At 57.2% G+C, this 17657-nt stretch carries 14 protein-coding genes; 11 read left to right on the top strand and 3 right to left on the bottom strand.

The window, feature by feature from the left end; translation table 11 throughout:
* Window positions 1-47 precede the first annotated feature (47 nt).
* Together adeC and JL015_RS01455 are read right to left on the bottom strand one after the other, a co-directional pair.
* Window positions 48-1496: an AdeC/AdeK/OprM family multidrug efflux complex outer membrane factor gene (gene adeC, locus JL015_RS01460; protein ID WP_201017124.1), complete on the bottom strand. Its 1449-nt coding sequence runs from the start codon at window positions 1494-1496 to the stop codon at window positions 48-50.
* A gap of 45 nt (window positions 1497-1541) precedes the next feature.
* Window positions 1542-2351 carry a helix-turn-helix transcriptional regulator gene (locus JL015_RS01455; protein ID WP_236123960.1) on the bottom strand — a complete coding sequence of 270 codons (810 nt, stop codon included), beginning with the start codon at window positions 2349-2351 and terminating at the stop codon, window positions 1542-1544.
* Window positions 2352-2761: 410 nt separating this feature from the next.
* Here JL015_RS01455 and JL015_RS01450 point away from each other — a divergent pair, with 410 nt between their 5' ends.
* The 3 genes from JL015_RS01450 (at window position 2762) to JL015_RS01440 (ending at window position 5794) form a co-directional block, all read left to right on the top strand.
* A complete protein-coding gene (locus JL015_RS01450) occupies window positions 2762-3910 on the top strand; it encodes an efflux RND transporter periplasmic adaptor subunit (protein WP_374063358.1) in 1149 nt (382 codons plus the stop codon).
* 166 nt (window positions 3911-4076) lie between these two features.
* Window positions 4077-4505: a DUF2231 domain-containing protein gene (locus JL015_RS01445; RefSeq protein ID WP_201017122.1), complete on the top strand. Its 429-nt coding sequence runs from the start codon at window positions 4077-4079 to the stop codon at window positions 4503-4505.
* Entirely contained in the window at window positions 4502-5794 is a 1293-nt protein-coding gene (locus JL015_RS01440) for a PQQ-dependent sugar dehydrogenase (protein ID WP_201017121.1), read from the top strand. Before JL015_RS01445 ends, JL015_RS01440 begins: the two co-directional genes overlap by 4 nt.
* 47 nt (window positions 5795-5841) lie before the next feature.
* On the opposite strand, the gene JL015_RS01435 is transcribed toward JL015_RS01440, so the two are convergent.
* Window positions 5842-6477, bottom strand: coding sequence for a CatB-related O-acetyltransferase (locus JL015_RS01435; RefSeq protein ID WP_201017120.1), 636 nt, complete (start codon window positions 6475-6477; stop codon window positions 5842-5844).
* 231 nt (window positions 6478-6708) lie between these two features.
* Here JL015_RS01435 and JL015_RS01430 point away from each other — a divergent pair, with 231 nt between their 5' ends.
* From JL015_RS01430 to JL015_RS01395, 8 genes are all read left to right on the top strand, one after another.
* The gene (locus JL015_RS01430; RefSeq protein WP_201017119.1) at window positions 6709-8286 is read left to right on the top strand and encodes an ABC transporter substrate-binding protein; all 1578 of its coding nucleotides are present in this window, start codon (window positions 6709-6711) and stop codon (window positions 8284-8286) included.
* Window positions 8283-9317: an ABC transporter permease gene (locus tag JL015_RS01425; protein ID WP_236250131.1), complete on the top strand. Its 1035-nt coding sequence runs from the start codon at window positions 8283-8285 to the stop codon at window positions 9315-9317. Before JL015_RS01430 ends, JL015_RS01425 begins: the two co-directional genes overlap by 4 nt.
* Complete coding sequence (locus tag JL015_RS01420; RefSeq protein WP_201017117.1) at window positions 9314-10168, top strand: ABC transporter permease; 855 nt, start codon at window positions 9314-9316, stop codon at window positions 10166-10168. The genes JL015_RS01425 and JL015_RS01420 overlap by 4 nt, the downstream gene beginning before the upstream one ends.
* Complete coding sequence (locus JL015_RS01415; protein WP_201017116.1) at window positions 10158-11006, top strand: ABC transporter ATP-binding protein; 849 nt, start codon at window positions 10158-10160, stop codon at window positions 11004-11006. Before JL015_RS01420 ends, JL015_RS01415 begins: the two co-directional genes overlap by 11 nt.
* Window positions 11003-11707 (top strand): ABC transporter ATP-binding protein, encoded by a 705-nt coding sequence (locus tag JL015_RS01410; protein WP_201017115.1) that lies wholly within the window; start codon window positions 11003-11005, stop codon window positions 11705-11707. Before JL015_RS01415 ends, JL015_RS01410 begins: the two co-directional genes overlap by 4 nt.
* Window positions 11708-11798: 91 nt before the next feature.
* A complete protein-coding gene (locus JL015_RS01405) occupies window positions 11799-12980 on the top strand; it encodes an MFS transporter (protein WP_201017114.1) in 1182 nt (393 codons plus the stop codon).
* Between the two features lie 318 nt (window positions 12981-13298).
* Window positions 13299-16493 (top strand): efflux RND transporter permease subunit, encoded by a 3195-nt coding sequence (locus JL015_RS01400; protein WP_201017217.1) that lies wholly within the window; start codon window positions 13299-13301, stop codon window positions 16491-16493.
* 1 nt (window position 16494) lies between these two features.
* Window positions 16495-17631: an efflux RND transporter periplasmic adaptor subunit gene (locus JL015_RS01395; RefSeq protein ID WP_201017113.1), complete on the top strand. Its 1137-nt coding sequence runs from the start codon at window positions 16495-16497 to the stop codon at window positions 17629-17631.
* Window positions 17632-17657 lie beyond the last annotated feature (26 nt).

Raw genomic sequence — 17657 nt, 5'->3', positions numbered from 1 at the left:
TCACTTGGCTACTATCATCATTAGAATGGATGATACCTGATGCCCGCTCACGCGGGGGGAGGCTGGAGGCTTGCTGAAGGGAGGCTTGCAGGAGTGCTGTATTCAGTCCACCCGCCACCCAGGGCCTTGTATAGATTGACTTCGGCCGTGAGCTGGGCGAGGCGGTTCGAGATCAATGTGGACTGCGCGTTGAACAGCGAGCGCTGTGCATCCAGCAAGGTAAGGCTGCTATCCAGACCGCTGCGATAGCGAGCCTCAGCCAATCGGTAATAGTCCTCGTTAGCCTTCAATGAGTCACGTTGCGCGGCCAGTTGCTGCGTGTAGGTCTGCCTTGCCGCCAGGCCATCAGCGACTTCCTGGAAAGCGGTCTGGATGCTTTTCTCGTACTGTGCAACCCGGATATCTTTCTGGATTTTCGAGTAATCCAGGCTGGCGCGCAGGTTGCCCGCGTTGAAGACTGGAATATTGATCTGGGGCTGGAAAAGCCATCCCCCTGAACCGGCCTTGAACAGCCTGGACAGCTCGGTGCTGGATGTACCCGCGTTGGCGGTCAGGCTGATACTCGGGAAAAATGCGGCTCGTGCAGCCCCGATATTGGCATTGGCGGCTTTAAGCAGGTGTTCGGCTTCCTGAATGTCGGGGCGGCGCTGCAATAATTCTGAAGGCAGCCCGGCGGGCACACTGCCCAGCAGCTCATTGCTCAAGGGCTGTGCCGGCAGAGTGTCCGATACGCTTGTGCCTACCAGAAGCGTCAGGGCATTGAGGTCCTGGGCAATCAGTCTTTCGTATTGCGCGAGGTTGGCCCGTGCGCTTTCCACTGACGTACGAGCCTGGCTGATGGCCAGAGCCGACGCAGTGCCTGCAGAGCCTTGCTGCAGAGTCAGCTTGAGGCTCTTTTCATAGGTTTTCAGTGTGTCCCTGGTGAGCTTGAGCTGTTCCTGATCTGCCCGCCAGGTGAGGTAGGCGTTTGCCACATTGGCCACAAGGCTCAATTGCGTGCTGCGTCTGGCTTGCTCGCTGGAAAGATAGGTTTCCAGACTTTCCTGAGTAAGGCTGCGGTTTCGCCCGAACAGGTCAAGCTCGTAGGCGCTGATACCCAGCGTGGCCGAGTAGGAGCTGCTGATGGCGCGTTCACCAAGGCCTGACATATCAGCCGGAAGGCTTTGTCGACTGCCCGATCCGCTCACCGAAACCGAAGGAAACAGATCGCTGCGCTGTATGCGGTACTGAGCCTGATAGGCCTCAAGGTTGAGCACTGCTACACGCAAGTCACGATTATTGGACAGTGAGCTTTCGATCAACTGGCCAAGCACCGGATCACGAAAGAAATTCCGCCAGCCTTGTTCCGCCGCTGCAGTATTCACCAGATCGTTATTGCCTGCCGAGGCGTAGGGATAGTTTGCAGCCACAGGGGAGGGTGGAAGTTGGTATTCGGGAATGAGGGAACAGCCGCCAAGCACTGAAACTGCTATGGCGCTGAGCAGAAAATACTTCATTGAAATAACCTTTGTGGATACCGGCAACCCACCGCAGTCAGGGGGTCAGGCACTCTGAGAGACACCAATCATCCACTTCACCAGACCGTGACGTCCTTTGACGCCAAGCTTGGCCGCTGCGCGCTTGAGGTAGGTTTCTATGGAGCTGTTTTTGACATGGAGCTTTTCAGCCATTTCCGGAACGGTCGAACCTGCGAGCAAGCCAAGACAGATCTCTTTTTCACGCAATGACAGCCTGACTTCTGAAAGCGTCAGCTTTTCGTTGAAGTCTTTCAGCAACTGTTGTCCGCCCAGCATTCCCGCATCGTCTTCGGCCGGTGTGCTGCACAGATTGCGTGTTGCCTGGGCATGTCGCTCCAGCAAGGGCAGCAGCGTTTCGGAAAAATTCTTGAGAAAGGACAGCTCGTGAAGGGAGAAATCGCGCAGTGGCTGTTCGCGCTGCAGAGAGATCACACATCGGCGATTGGACTTTCGTGAAACCAGATTGCACTGGTAAGCGGCCGTAGAACCTACGGTGTTGCCGGGTGCATCGTTGAATGGATATTTGAGGTGAATCAGCAGTGAGTCATCCAGGTTGAGCATTCGCGTGAGCAGCATCTGGTTGTCCGGCGATGCTGTCGGCGTTCCCTGCTTTCGCTCTGTAGCTTCGCGCCCCAGCGGCTGGATGCTTATGATGCTTGCTTCGTTTTCGTCAATTGTCCATTCGCTGAGGTCAAGAAGGTCAATCGGCACTGAGGCTGCTATGAGTTGGTACATGTTGGAAACGAACTGCGCATCACCGACGCTCGAGATCAGACGTCCCAGTTCCAGAAAGTAAGCCGGTTGTTTTCCCGTCATTCGTAGATTGGCATTCATCACACTTGCGCCCCCATGGCATTTATTTCCGCCAGGATTCCAGACCTCGTCCAGTTCGGAATTCCATCAATGTCTGCCTTGTTGCAGGCTCATTTGTAGGACAAGACTCCTAATGTATGGATGAATGTACACATCGCCTTTAGTCCATGTCTGTAAGGGAAACTGGGGACAAACTGTCATGCATGCGCAGGGTGGCGCTACAGCCCTTGTACTAGAGGGTTCTTGCCGGTTCAGGGGAGCATATTGCTACAGGTGCGGCCTCCCACGCTCAGGAAAAAACCACAGAAACCTTGTCCCCAAATGCAAGGACAGACGTGCCCGTTTCTGGATGCTTCTATTCCCTCGCTGAAGAATGAGGGGATTTTCATGCATATCAATAGAAGGGCCTGGCGGTGAGGATCTGGCGCTTTCTGCGGGGCCTTAACTACCGCAAGATCATTTTGAGAGTGATCTTCATCGATCTGCTGGTTTCGCTGGCGGGTTATGCCCTCTATAAAGGTGCGACTCAAAGCGACACCCCGAATTATCTGACCGCCTCGGCAGAGATCACCAGCATTGAACATGCGGTGCTGGCAGACGGGGTGCTTCACGGGCAGCAGCAAGTGGATGTGGGCGCACAGGTTTCCGGCCAGTTGCAAACCCTGAAAGTCGCACCGGGCGACAATGTCCATAAGGATCAGTTGCTGGCCCAGATCGATCCTCTGCCTGCGCGCAATGCGTTGCGTCAGGCAATCGTCAACAGTGAAAGGCTCACTGCGGACAGAGATGCAGCGGCTCATCAGTTGAAGCTCGCGCGCCTGACCTATCAGCGCTATGAGGAACTGGGGGCTGATGCGGCGGTATCTCGTGAGGATTTCGACAAGGCAAAGTATGACTATGAAGAGTTGAGCGCGACACTGGCTTCGCTTGAGGCTCAGGTACGCACTGCCCGGATCAAGATAGAAACTGCCCGCATAAACCTGGGTTATACGCGCATTCTTGCCCCTATGGATGGCAAGATCCTGGCGATTGTCACTCAGGAAGGCCAGACAGTCATTGCCGAACAACTGGCACCCGTGATCCTGAAAATGGCCCGGCTCGACACGATGACGATCAAGGCCCGGGTTTCCGAGGCGGATGTGGTCAAGATCAAGGTCGGCATGCCGGTCTACTTCACGATACTCGGGGACCGTGACAAGCGTTACAACGCCACATTACGCGGCATCGAACCAGCCTCTACCAGCTTCGCCAGCCAGTCCGGTGGAGCAGGGCGGTCAGATTCGGCGGTTTTCTACAATGCCCTGTTCGATGTGCCCAACCCGGACGGGCGCTTGAGAATCAACATGACGGCACAGGTGCGAGTGGTGCTTGAAGTGGGAGAGGGCGTGCTGACGATTCCGGTTGCTGCGTTGGGGGAACAGAATCCCGACGGCACTTTTCCTGTCAGTATCCTCGAAGAAAAAGACCAGGTCAGAGCGGAAAACATACGCACTGGCATCAATAACAAGGTCCGGGTTCAGGTGCTTTCCGGCCTGAAAGCTGGGGACAAGGTGGTGATTGGAGGAGAGGTGGCAAAATAAGCACGCGACTCTCTGGGATCACATTCAAAATATTTAGATACGAAACGCGGTGAACTAAAACTCCTGCAGAACGATCCTCTTTTCTGCGCAGTCCGCGCGCGTGCCTGACAGACCAGTGCTTTCGTACTGAGCATCCGCCAGGTGCGCCACACGATAAGGAGCCGCCGTGACCGTTACCGCTAACCCCGTCTACCGAAGCACGCCAAGCCCGCTGCATGCGATCTTGCTTGCCGGAACCGTTCCGCTGTTTCTCGGTGCCTTGCTGAGCGACATTGCCTACTTCAAGACCTTCCAGATCCAATGGAGCAACTTCGCCTCCTGGCTGATTGCCGGAGGGCTTGTTTTCTGCGGGCTGGCGCTGTTGTTCGCGCTCGCCAACCTGATCCGGGCGCAGCAGAAGGCAGGACGCCCGGTGCTGTACTTCCTGCTACTGCTGGTCACTTGGGTGCTGGGGCTCGTCAATGCCTTCGAGCATGCGAAAGATGCATGGGCCGTCATGCCCTCTGGACTGATTCTCTCAGTCATCGTGACCCTGCTGGCCTTCGTGGCGACCTGGACCGGACTGACCAGTCTGCGGTCGGGAGGTGCGCAATGAGACACCTGAACGCATTGTCTGTCTTGAGCGTCGCGTTACTGTTGAGCGCATGTGGTGGCGAAGCGGACAGTACCCAGTCGCTCGGCCCCGATCCCAAGCTGCCGGAACCGCAGCGCGGCCTGTTGCCCAGCATGAAAATTGCCGAGCCGGTGGCGTGGGGTGATCAAAAGCCAACGGTGCCTCAGGGTTACAGCATCACGGCGATCGCGACTGATCTGAGAATCCCGCGCCAGACCCTGGTCCTGCCCAATGGTGACATCCTCGTCGCAGAAGGGCGTGGTGGTGGAGCTGCGAAGCTCAAGCCCAAGGACGTGATTGCAAGTGTCATCAAGGCCGAGGGCAATACCAAAGTCAAAGGCGGCAACCGTCTGACATTGCTGCGCGATGCCGACGGCGATGGCACCTATGAATTGAAAACGGTATTCGCCGAAAACCTCAACGCGCCGTACGGCCTGGCCTTTGCCGATGGCAAGCTGTATGTAGCAAACCAGGATGCGCTGGTGCGTTTCGATTATGCAGAAGGCCAGACCAAGGCCAGCGGCTCGCCCACCAAGGTCACCGACCTGCCTTCCGAGATCAACCACCACTGGACCAAGGCGTTGACCATCAGCCCCGATGGCCGCTTCCTGTATGTCGGCATCGGTTCAAACAGCAATGTTACCGAGCGCGGGATGGAAGCGGAGGTTGACCGTGCCATGGTGTGGCAGATCGACGCCCAGACGGGAGCCCACAAACCGTATGCAACCGGCTTGCGCAACCCGACGGCATTGACGATTCAGCCCGGGACCGGTCAGTTGTGGACGGTGGTCAATGAGCGCGACGAGCTGGGACCCGATCTGGTACCGGACTACCTGACCTCAGTGCGCGAAGGCGGGTTTTATGGCTGGCCCTACAGCTATTGGGGTCAGAACGTGGACTCACGTGCACAGCCGCAGAACCCTGAAAAGGTTGCCGCTGCGATCAAGCCGGATTACAGCCTGGGGTCACACGTCGCCGCACTCGGCGTCGATTTCTCGATACCGGCCATGGGCGACAAATATGCAGACGGGGTATTTGTCGGCGAGCATGGCAGTTGGAACCGGGATAATCCGGTGGGTTACAAAGTGATCTTCGTACCGTTCAGTAACGGCCGTCCTGCAGGTGAGCCGCTTGATTTCGCTACGGGCTTCCGTGGTACCGACGGGAAAACCCGTGGCAGGCCTGTGGGTGTCACTGTCGACCCACGTGGCGCACTGATCATCGCGGACGACCTTGCGAATACGGTTTGGAGGGTGACTCGTAACAGGTAATCCAGGAATGGCGCGCCGGGCATAGGTACTGCCCGGCGCGTCGATATTCAGATTTTTTGTGGGGGGCTGACGCGCTGTGTCAGGTACTCTGCAAAGGGCGCAGGATCCGTCGAGCAAAGCAGGTGTGCCACAGACCTGACCTCGGACTCGGGCCAGTTCCACCAGGCGGACTCTGTAAGCAAGCGCCGCATGCCCTCGTCAAAACGCCAGCGAATATGCTTTGCCGGATTGCCACCGACAATCGAATATGGCGCAACGTCTCGGGTAACCAGTGAGCCAGCCGCTACAACAGCACCATCGCCGATGGTCACACCTGACAAAATCTTGGTGTGCGAGCAGATCCAGCAATCATTGCCGATCACCACATCACCGTTGCTGCCGCCAAAATCCTCTATGTGAGCGACTTCCTCGATCATCGCCGGGAACGGATAACAGCTGAGCCAGTCGCTGCGATGATGACCACCCAGGTAAACCTCGACATTCATTGCAATGGAGGTGTAGGCGCCCACGCGCAAGGTTGTACCTTCGCTCCAGTCGTGGACTCGCAGATCGCCATAAGTGCCCAGCCCAAAGCTGAATTGCGGATAGCGATTACGCAATTTCTGTGTAACACGTTCGAGCCTGGACAAATTGCGCAGGGCCTTGCGCTCCCGGTGCTCGCGCCATTTGCGCAATAGATTCATGAAGAGAGCCTTTTCGGACTTTGAAAACGGTCGTCATCCTGAACAAAGGGATGAGATGTGGCAAGTGTGAGTCCCTTCATGATCAAGGCCATGGCCGGGTTCTCGATCGAATCCAGTCTCAGCGTCAACCTGAAAAGTCATAAGTTAATGACTAAAAACTATTTTTCTTATTCCTAAAGGCAATATATCGTCGATTCACATGAACGATGTTTTTGGAATGAGGGATCAGGAATGCGGCGTCTTACGGCTTTGGCAATGGCTATTGCAATCAGTGGTTCGGCGTGGGCGAAGACGCCTGCGGATACGTTGATTGTGGCTCGTTCAATTGACGATATCGTCAGCCTTGATCCCGCTGAAAGTTTTGAAATCACCGCTACAAATACCCTGACTAACCTGTATCAACGTCTGCTTGAGCCTGATCGCCAGAACCCGTCCGTACTGGTCCCGGCGTTGGCGGCAAGCTGGACCGCCGCGAGTGACGACAAGAGCCTGGTTTTCAAACTGCGCCCCGGAGCGACTTTCTCTTCGGGTAACGTGGTACGTCCAGAGGACGTCATTTACTCTTTCAAGCGCGTCGTCAAACTGAACAAGACACCCTCATTCATCCTGGGTGAGCTGGGCTGGAATGCGGAAAATATTGACGGCTTCCTCACCAAGGTTGATGACGATCACGTAAAAATTGCCTGGCCAGCAGGTGTAGGCAGCGCGTTTGCCTTGAGTATCCTGTCGGCGACCCCCGTTGGTTTCATTGTCGATGCGACAGAAGTCGAGAAGCATGCGAAGGGCGCCGATCTGGGTAATGGCTGGCTGAAAAACCACTCGGCGGGTACTGGCGCTTATGCGTTGCGTTCCTATACGCCCCATGAAGCAGTGGTTTTGCAGGCCAACCCCCATGCAGCCGTAGCGCCCAAGTTAAAGACAGTCGTGATCAAGAATGTCACGGACCCGGCGACCCGTCGTCTGCTGGTGGTACAAGGTGATGCCGACCTTGCGTTTGATCTGGGAGCCGACCAGTTCAGCGCTCTGGAAAAGCAGAAGGGGGTGACAGTCCAGCGCTTCCCTTCATCGATGATCTACTACCTGGGCATCAACAGCGGTAATACTCAGGTTCCCGCCCTGAAGAATCCCGCTTTCTGGGAAGTCGCCCGCTGGCTCGTGGACTACCAGAGCATTTCCAATAACCTGCTGAAAGGGCAGTACAGCGTTCACCAGTCGTTCCTGCCGGCAGGCGTGGCGGGTTCATTGAGTGATCAGCCATTCAAGCTGGACGTGGAGAAAGCCAAAAGCATCCTGAAAAATGCCGGCATCGCTGAAGGCACCAAGGTTGAATTGAATGTCTTCAATCAGCCGCCTTACACCGACATTGCCCAGGCGCTGCAATCCAGTTTCGCGAAAGCAGGCATCGACATTGCTGTTCGTCCTCTGGTCGAGAGCGAGCTGTGGGCAAAAATGCGGAGCCGTGATTTCCAGTTGATCTTTACCTATTGGGGCATGGACTACCTTGACCCGAACTCCAACGCCAGTACCTTCACCTACAACGTGGAGAATGGGCCAAAAACGCTGGCATGGCGTACCCAGTGGAATATTCCCCAGCTAAGCCAGGAGACTCGTGCCGCAGCGGCTGAGCGCGACCCACAGAAACGCACCGCCTTGTACGGCCATCTGCAAAAGACCGTGCAGGAAAGTTCGCCCTATGTAGTGGCGCTGCAAGGTCGTAATCAGGTTGCAGTCCATGAAGGCGTCGAGGGTGTTCTGCAGAACATCACGGTTTCTCTGCCGTACTTCGATCAGGTGAGCAAAGCCAAGTGAGGGTAGGGGCCTCGCGAAGGTTTCGAGTGGCAGGAACGGGATTGTTAACCTTGCTGGTCACGCTGCTCGGCCTGCTTTTCTTTACTTTTCTGCTGACCACGTTGTCCCCGGTCGATCCAGCGCTACGGATTGCCGGGGATCGTGCTAGCGAGGCATCGCTGGCTCAGGTACGCACTGACTTGGGACTGGATCAACCCTGGCCGGTACGTTTCGGTAATTACCTCCAGCAACTGGCTCAGGGCGATCTGGGCGTTTCCAATACCTCCAGCAAACCGGTGCTGGAGGATTTGAAGCGTGCCTTGCCCGCGACTCTGGAGTTGGCAACCCTGTCGATTGTGCTGGGGGCGTCCCTTGGTCTGTCACTGGGCCTGCTGGCTGTCTGGCGGCCGGGCGGCTGGATCGACACTCTGGTGAGGCTGTTCTCGCTGATCGGCTACTCGGTGCCGGTATTCTGGCTCGGGCTGCTGATGCTGCTGTTGTTCTATGCAAAATTGCAGTGGGCGGGAGGGCCTGGCCGCCTGGACGACTCGTTTCTTTACACCATTGAACTGCCCAGTGGCTGGATGCTGTGGGACACCTGGCGATCCGGCGAGGAGGGGGCTTTGCGTAATGCTTTCTCACACTTGGTACTGCCGGTGACGGTCTTGGGTTTTTATGCCATGGCGGGGATTTGTCGGCTGACACGCTCTGCGTTACTGGGTGAGATGGGCAAGGAATACGTGATAACCGCTCTGGCCAAAGGTGCAGGGCGTGGTCGAGTGTTGTTTCGTCACGTTCTACCCAATGTCGCAGGTACGTTGGTGATTGTGGTTGCCCTGGCTTATGCCGGTCTGCTCGAGGGCTCCATTCTTACTGAAACCGTCTTTGCCTGGCCGGGCATCGGCCGCTATCTGACGACTGCATTGTTCGCAGGCGATGTGCCGGCGATTCTGGGTAGCACCTTGGTGATCGGCCTTTGTTTCGTGATCGTCAACGGTATCGCCGATGTGTTGGCAGGCATGATCGACCCACGGACGAGGGAGTTGCTATGAGTCTTTCTGTAGCCTTCGATAGCGTGTCGGGGCGACGCTGGTGGCGTCGTTCGCCAGCCTTGACCCTTGGCGGATCGTTGATTGTATTGCTGCTGTTGGTTGCGCTGTTCGCACCCTTGTTAAGCGGCTTTGATCCAAACCACCAAGATATCGAACAGCGATTGTTACCACCGTCAGCCAGTCATTGGCTAGGCACCGACGGCTTTGGCCGGGATCTGTTTACGCGGTTGCTTTACGGCACTCGTCCCACCTTATTGCTGGTGTCACTGGTCTTGTTGTTGACCTTGCCCATCGGTGTACTGGTGGGTGTTACAGCCGGGTTCTACGGCGGCTGGCCAGAGCGAATCCTGATGCGCATGACCGATGTGGTCATGGCTTTTCCGCAACTGGTTCTGGCTTTGGCTTTCGTCGCCATTCTCGGGCCTGGGTTACTCAATGGCGCGCTGGCTTTGTCGCTCACTGCATGGCCAGCTTATGCCCGTCAGGCACGGGCCGAGACCAGTGTCCTGCGCGACAGTGACTATCTGGCTGCGGCTCATCTGCAAGGGATCAAGGGTGCGCGCTTGTTGCTCGGGCATGTATTGCCGCTGTGCCTGCCTTCGGTGATTGTGCGGGTGGCATTGAATCTGGGCGGCATCATTCTGGCGGCTGCCGGGCTCGGTTTTCTCGGGCTGGGTGTCGAGCCACCGACTGCCGAGTGGGGCTCGATGGTTGCCGATGGAAGCCGTGTCATTTTTGATCAGTGGTGGGTTGCGGCTGCACCGGGTATCGCCATTCTACTGACGAGCCTGTCCTTCAACCTGCTGGGCGATGGCCTGCGCGATGTTCTGGATCCCCGTCATGGTACGTGATGAAACCCTTCTGGATGTACGAGGCCTGCGTGTCGGTTTTCCCGGGCCTGATGCCCAGCGGATTGATGTCGTCAAAGGGATCGATTTCACGGTGGGGACTGAAAAGGTTGCCTTGGTGGGTGAGTCTGGCTCGGGTAAGTCACTGACCGCCCGTGCGCTTCTTGGGCTGGTTCCTCGTCCAGGACTGGTGTCTGCCGGGCATCTGCGCCTGGGAGGCAATGATTTGCTGGGCTTGAGCGAAAAACAGTGGCAGACCCTGCGCGGCACGCGGCTTTCACTGGTGTTGCAAGACCCCAAATATTCCCTGAACCCGGTACTTAAAGTCGGTACCCAAGTGGAGGAAGTACTGGTATTGCACACTCGGCTCGGACGCCGCGAGCGCCGTGAGAAAGTGCTGGAAATGCTCGACGCGGTGGGCTTGCCAAATCCTGCCGCGCTTTATGACCTTTATCCTCATGAACTGTCCGGAGGCATGGGCCAGAGGGTCATGCTGGCAGCGATGCTGATCAATGATCCTCGTGTGTTGATTGCTGATGAACCGACGTCAGCACTCGACAGTAGCCTGCGCGACCAGATGCTCGATTTGATCATGGGCCTGGTGGAGGAGCGGGGCATGGGCCTGCTGTTGATCAGCCACGATCTGCCTCTGGTTGCCAAATATTGCGATCGCGTGCTGGTCATGTATCGCGGCAACATCGTGGACCGGTGCCGGGCATCAGAGTTGGCGACTGCCAGCCATCCTTATACAAAAACCTTGTGGAACTGCCAGCCTTCGGCGCAGAGCTACGGGCAACCATTGCCCACTCTGGACAGAAGCCTGCTTGAGGAGCGTCAATGAGCGCAGTGGATATCAGTTCGTTGGCGGTGAGTTTCAAGCGGGGGTTGAGCCACTTCAAGGCGCTGGAAGTCGAGCAGATACATATCGAGCCTGGTGAATGTTACGGTTTGATCGGTGGCTCCGGCTCTGGCAAGTCGACCCTGTTGCGGGTCCTTGCGGGATTGCAGCGTGACTGGCAAGGCGAAGTTCAATTGTTCGGCCAGTCCCTTGTGGCGCAGCGAGCTTTTACGGGCAAACTGCGCCGTGATGTCCAGATGGTGTTCCAGGACCCGTACGCCTCATTGCACCCCTTGCATCGAATTCGTCGTAGCCTGCGCGAACCACGGCAAATCAACGGATTGCCTTTTGATGAAGCCAGTCTGGTGGCGTCATTGGAGCAGGTCGGGTTACCGGCCGAGGTGCTGGACCGTTATCCGCATCAGCTATCCGGTGGGCAACGCCAACGAATCGCGATTGTGCGTGCCTTGCAACTGCAGCCAAGGTTGCTGTTGCTCGATGAACCCACCTCGGCGCTGGACATGACCGTCCAGGCGGAAATCCTCAATCTGCTTCAAGGGTTACGGCGCGATACCGGGATGACCATGGTTCTGGTCAGTCATGACATGAATACGGTTGCACATCTGTGTGACAGGGCCGTGCTGATCAAGGGCGGAAGCATTGAGCGGCGGCTGGACAGGGAAGGGTTGTCGGGGATTGTTTAAAGCCCCGTCGCATCGATAACCGAGCCCGGATATTTGACCGAACGGTCATATCTGCTTAGGGTAGCGCGCTTTGTCTTGCTTTGAGATTGCCATGACCAACCGCTCTAAACTGCCGCCTACCGTCTACCTGCTGGGTTTGACGATCTTCACACTTGTCACCGCAGAGTTCATGGTGGCCGGGATGATGCCGGCGCTGGCAGACTCATTCTCGGTGAGCCTTGCCCAAGTCGGTAACCTGATCGCCTTTTATGCACTGGGCATGGCGCTGGGCGGGCCACCGGTCATGGTGCTTCTGATTTCCCGCAACATCGGCAACAAGCATGCGCTCATCGGGCTGCTGACCCTGTACGTTGCTGCCGGAGCACTGGCATCAGCTGCGCAAAGCTACGAGACCTTGTTGGTGGCCAGAGTCATCATGGGCGTGGCCAGCGCCGCATGCATCGGGTTATGTATGACAATCTGCGCCGGGCTTGTGCAGCCTGAGGCCAGGGGGCGGGCGGTCTCAGTTGTTCTGGCCGGGCTCATGCTTTCGCCTGTAGCGGGCGTGCCGATGACCAATGTGATTGAGCATGCTTTTGGATGGCGTGTGAGTTCATGGCTGATTGTGGCGTTATCGTTGGTGTGCACATTCCTGGTCGCCACCAGGCTGCCTCATGGCGGTACAGACAAACAACCAGCGTTACACCAGCAATTGAGCGATCTCAATAATCTCAGCCTTTGGGGCGCTTACCTCACCAGCGGCCTGATCATTGGGTCGACCTTCGCGGCGTTCAGTTACATCACGCCGATTCTGATCAAGGAAGTCGGTGTACTTCCCAGCTACATAGCGCCTCTGCTGGCGCTTTATGGCGTGGCCAACCTGGCAGGCAACATGGTCGTCGGCCGCATCGCCGACCGCCATACCTTCCCGGCATTGGGCTGGGGGCTTGCTCTGTTGGTCCTGGCATTAAGCGGCTTCGCTCTGGCTGGTGAGCATCAGTGGTTGAATGTGGTGTGCTTCATCACTATCGGTTTAACAGGTGTCGCACTGAACCCGGCCATGGCAGCACGAGTGATGAAAGCCGCCGAACCGGGCGCACTGGTTAATACGCTTCACACATCAGTCATCACCGCGGGCCTCGCTTTGGGTAGCTGGGCGGGCGGAGAGGCGATCAATGCCGGGTATGGCCTGCGTGGACCGTTGTGGGTCGGAGCGGGGCTGGCGTTTTTAGGGTTGATTAGCATGGTGCGGCCGCTGGTAAGTCGATCCATGGCAGCCAGGTCGTGCGCGTGATTGAAAAACCTGTTCCTGCTTGACCGGCAGTACCCGTTTCAGGCTGGTGCCCTCATCCGTTGTCTATATCGGAATGTTATTGATGAGCTGTCCTCATGGCACTATGCGGATTACGCCATCTAATCGTGAACGATCATTATCTGTAATTTGGGTCGCTGCAATGGCGGCCCCGCAAGCTAGCGATATCTCTCCGATCAAACCTGTCATCGCAAGGTCTTGAATAGCCGAAGTTTTGCCGCGGCTAGGCTGTGCCGGTGATCTCAATATCTGTTTCACACGGAGTTCCAGGATGATCCAGCGTATTGGAGTCGCACAATGTTGATGAATGTTGTCCTCGTCGCCCTGCGGCGGCCTTATACCTTCGTCGTTATGGCGTTGTTGATTATGATCGGCGGTATTCTGACGATGCTGCGCACGCCGACCGATATCTTCCCTGAGATCCGTATCCCGGTGATTGCCACGGCCTGGCAGTACACAGGTCTGCCGCCAGATGAAATGGCAGGCCGCATTACCTCGCCGTTCCAGCGTATCCTCAGCGCCTCGGTCAACAACATCGAGCGGATTGAGGCCAGCACCTATCCCGGCGTAGGCATCGTCAAGATCTTCTTCCAGCCTGGTGTCGACGTGGCAACTGCCAACGCTCAGATAACCGCAGCGTCGCAGGTGGCGCTTCGACAGATGCCCGCCGGTATCCAGCCCCCCGTGATTCTCAATTACAACGCCGCTACCGTGCCAATTGTGCAACTGGCGTTGTCAGGCGAGGGCATGTCAGAGCAGAACCTGTTCGATCTTGGCATGAATACCGTGCGCACTCCGCTGATCACCGTGCCGGGCGCTGTCATTCCGTTGCCCTACGGAGGCGTTCAGCGTCAGGTGCAAATTGACCTCAAGCCCGAGGCGCTTCAAGCCCGAGGATTGTCCTCGCAAGATGTATCGGCAGCACTGGCCGCACACAATGTACTGACACCCATCGGCACACAAAAAATCGATGATCGCGAGTACACACTGCAACTCAACAGTGCGCCTTCGGCCATAGACGAAATCGGCGGGCTGCCAATCAAGGTTGTCGATGGTGCCACGATCTATCTGCACGATGTTGCCGATGTACGCGATGGCAATGCACCCCAGACCAACATCGTGCATGTCGACGGCAACCGTTCGGTACTGATGACCGTACTCAAGAGCGGCTCGGCCTCTACGCTTGCCATTGTGGATGGTATTCGAGACATGCTCGACAATATGCGCGGTGCCTTGCCCGAGGCGCTGCGGGTTGTGCCAATCAACGATCAGTCGGTGTTTGTTCGGGCAGCCATCCGGGGTGTCGCTCTGGAGGGCGTGATCGCTGCGGCCATGACCAGCTTGATGATCCTGCTGTTTCTTGGCAGTTGGCGCTCTACGATCATCATCGCCGTCTCCATTCCCTTGTCCATCCTCGGCTCGATCATGGCTCTGGCTGCGCTGGGGCAGACCATGAACCTGATGACCCTCGGAGGGCTGGCATTGGCCATCGGTATTCTGGTCGATGATGCTACTGTGACCATCGAGAACGTCAACTGGCATCTTGAGCAGGGCAAGGATGTAGAGTCCGCCATCATCGACGGGGCTCGGCAGATCGTAACCCCTGCCTTTGTTTCCCTGCTTTGCATCTGCATTGCCTTTGTACCGATGTTCTTTCTCGAAGGCGTTTCGCGCTTTCTCTTCGTGCCAATGGCGTTGTCGGTGATCTTTGCCATGGTCTGTTCGTTCATTCTTTCGCGCACCCTGGTGCCGACCATGGCCAAGTACCTGCTTAAACCGCACTCACCTCATACGCAGGTAAGCGGTAACGAGGATGCAGCTCCACGCAATCCTCTGGTGCGGTTTCAGCAGGGTTTTGAAGTGCGTTTCGAGCGTTTTCGCGATGGTTACCGCAGCCTGTTGCAGCGCGCATTGGCGAGTCGAAAACGGTTCCTGATCGGTTTTGTTGCGGTGACAGGCATGTCCTTTTCGCTGGTACCTTTCCTAGGTGCCAATTTCTTCCCTTCGGTGGACTCGGGGCAGGTTCTGATGCATGTGCGCCTGCCGGTAGGCACCCGCGTAGAAGAGACCGCATCGCGTTTTGCCGAGATCGAGCGAGCGATACGTCGGGTAATTCCTTCCGAGCAGATAGAGACCCTGGTGGACAACATCGGCCTGCCTCCAAGCAACATCAATCTGACCTACAACAACACCGGGGTAATGGGCTCGCAGGACGGCGATTTCCAGATTGCATTACGCGATGGAAGCCGCCCGACTGCCGAGTATATAAAAGAATTGCGCAAAGTATTGCCAGAGCAGTTTCCGGACGCGACCTTTTCTTTCCCGCCAGCTGACATCGTCAGCCAGATCCTGAATTTCGGCGCACCGGCCCCGATCGACATCCAGATACGCGGGTCGAATCTCGATGCTAATTTCGGTTATGCCCAGAACCTGCTCAAGAGCATCCGCAGTATTCCGGGCGTGGTCGACGCACGTATACAGCAATCGAACCAGGCACCGAAGTTCGATGTGACGCTGGATCGTACCCAGGCTCAACTGTTGGGGCTGACCACGCGGGATGTCACCAACAGCCTGGTGACAAACCTGGCAGGCAGCAGTCAGGTTGCGCCGAATTTCTGGTTGAACCCGGCCAACGGCGTGAGTTACCCCATTGTGATCCAGACCCCGCAGCGCGAGCTTGATTCGCTGGCTGCCTTGTCCAATCTGCCGGTGGGCAATGGCACGGTCAGCAGTGATACCACGCTGGGAGGTGTTGCGCGTTTCACTCGTGGCAGCGCCAACGCCCTGGTTAGCCAGTACAACATCCAGCCTATGGTGCAAATCCATGCTGCTACCCAAGGACGTGATCTGGCCGCAGTAGCTGCCGATATTCGTAAGGTAATGGCGCAAACAGCAGGCGACGTGCCACGAGGGACCACCGTGCATTTAATGGGGCAGGTGGAAACCATGGAGCGAGCGTTCTCCGGGCTGTTTTTCGGCCTCCTGGGGGCGATCGTACTGATTTATCTGCTGATCGTTGTGAATTTCCAGTCCTGGCTGGACCCCGCTGTGATCGTGTCGGCGTTGTCAGCCGCATTGGCCGGCATTGTCTGGATGTTGTTTGCAACCGATACCACGTTGTCAGTGCCAGCACTCACCGGGGCGATCATGTGCATGGGGGTTGCAACCGCCAACAGTGTGTTGGTGACGAGTTTCGCCCGTGAGCGGCTGGCTGAGCTGGGCGATGCCAGTGCTGCTGCGCTGGAGGCCGGGTTCGTGCGCTTTCGGCCGGTTCTGATGACTGCTCTGGCAATGATCATAGGCATGCTTCCCATGGCATTGGGCGTGGGAGAGGGCGCAGAGCAGAACGCGCCGCTTGGCCGTGCAGTGATTGGCGGTTTGTTGTTCGCCACCGTTGCCACCCTTATGTTCGTGCCGGTGCTGTTCAGCCTGGTACATGGTCGGCCTTCCCGCCGTCCCGAGTCTACGCCGCAACCGGCCCTTGGAGTTTCCTGAGATGATTAATGTTTCTTCCAGACGCCGGTACCTGCCCGCGATTATCCTTATGGCGGCAGCGGTGGCGATCGTAGTCATTGGTTTGCTGACAAGGTGGTCCCGCGCTGAAGAGTTGAGTGAGAGCGCCGAGGTGCAGAACATACGTACTGTCGGGCTAATTTCTCCGATCCTGCTCTCGGGGAACGTGCTGGTGCTGCCGGGCCGTATTGAGGCCTGGGCGCGTGCGCCAATCCATGCGCGTGTCAGCGGTTACCTCAAAGGCTGGTCGCATGATATCGGCGAGTCGGTCAAAAGCGGGCAAGTATTAGCCGAGATCGATACACCTGACCTTGACCAGGAACTGCAGCAGGCACGTGCCGAGTTGGTCCGTGCGCGTAGCGAGGTTGCACTTGCCGAGACGACTGCCCGACGCTGGCATTCGCTGTTGTCCAGCGGTTCGGTGGCGCGGCAGGAGGTAGAGGAGCGCATTGCCGATCATGCCGCCAAGCACGCTGCGATGATGGCTTTGCAGGCCAATGTCGAGCGCTTTCAGACGATGCAGCAATACCGCAGGCTCACTGCGCCATTCGATGGTGTCGTCACTTCGCGAAATACTGATATAGGTGCGTTGATCAACGTCGGCTCAAGTACGGACCGCGAGCTGTTTGTTGTGTCGGACGTGCGACGTCTGCGCATTTACGTGAGCGTCCCTCAACGCCAGGTAGCGTCCATTCGCAACGGTACCAAAGCATTGTTGAGTGTGCCTGAGCATCCCGGCGAGACATTCGAGGCTACCGTTCAGTCGTTGGCTCGTGCCATCGATGCCGGCACCGGGGCAATGCGGGTACAGCTTACGGTCGACAATTCCGAGGGGCGATTGATGCCGGGAGGCTTTGTGAATGTTCAATTCGAGGGGGCGGCGGATACACAAGCCATCGGCCTGCCTCCCAGTGCGTTGATCGTTGGACGCAGCGGCGTACAGATCGCTTTGCTTGACGACCAGAGCCGGGCCCGCTTGCGTACAGTGACCATCGCGCGTGATCTGGGCCATGTGGTGGAGATGACCGATGGCGTAGAGGTGGGTGATCGTGTGATCAATAGCCCTCCTGACGGCATCGCCAATGGTGATGTAGTTCGCGTGGCTACTGCATCGCAGTAGCCTGCCGGCTTGTCAACGGCTGCTAC

This window comes from Pseudomonas cichorii (genome assembly GCF_015471405.1).
Classification (GTDB): Bacteria; Pseudomonadota; Gammaproteobacteria; order Pseudomonadales; family Pseudomonadaceae; genus Aquipseudomonas; species Aquipseudomonas serbiensis.
The sequence above is the reverse complement of the archived record's forward strand: the minus strand, read 5'-3'. Positions and strand labels throughout refer to the sequence as shown.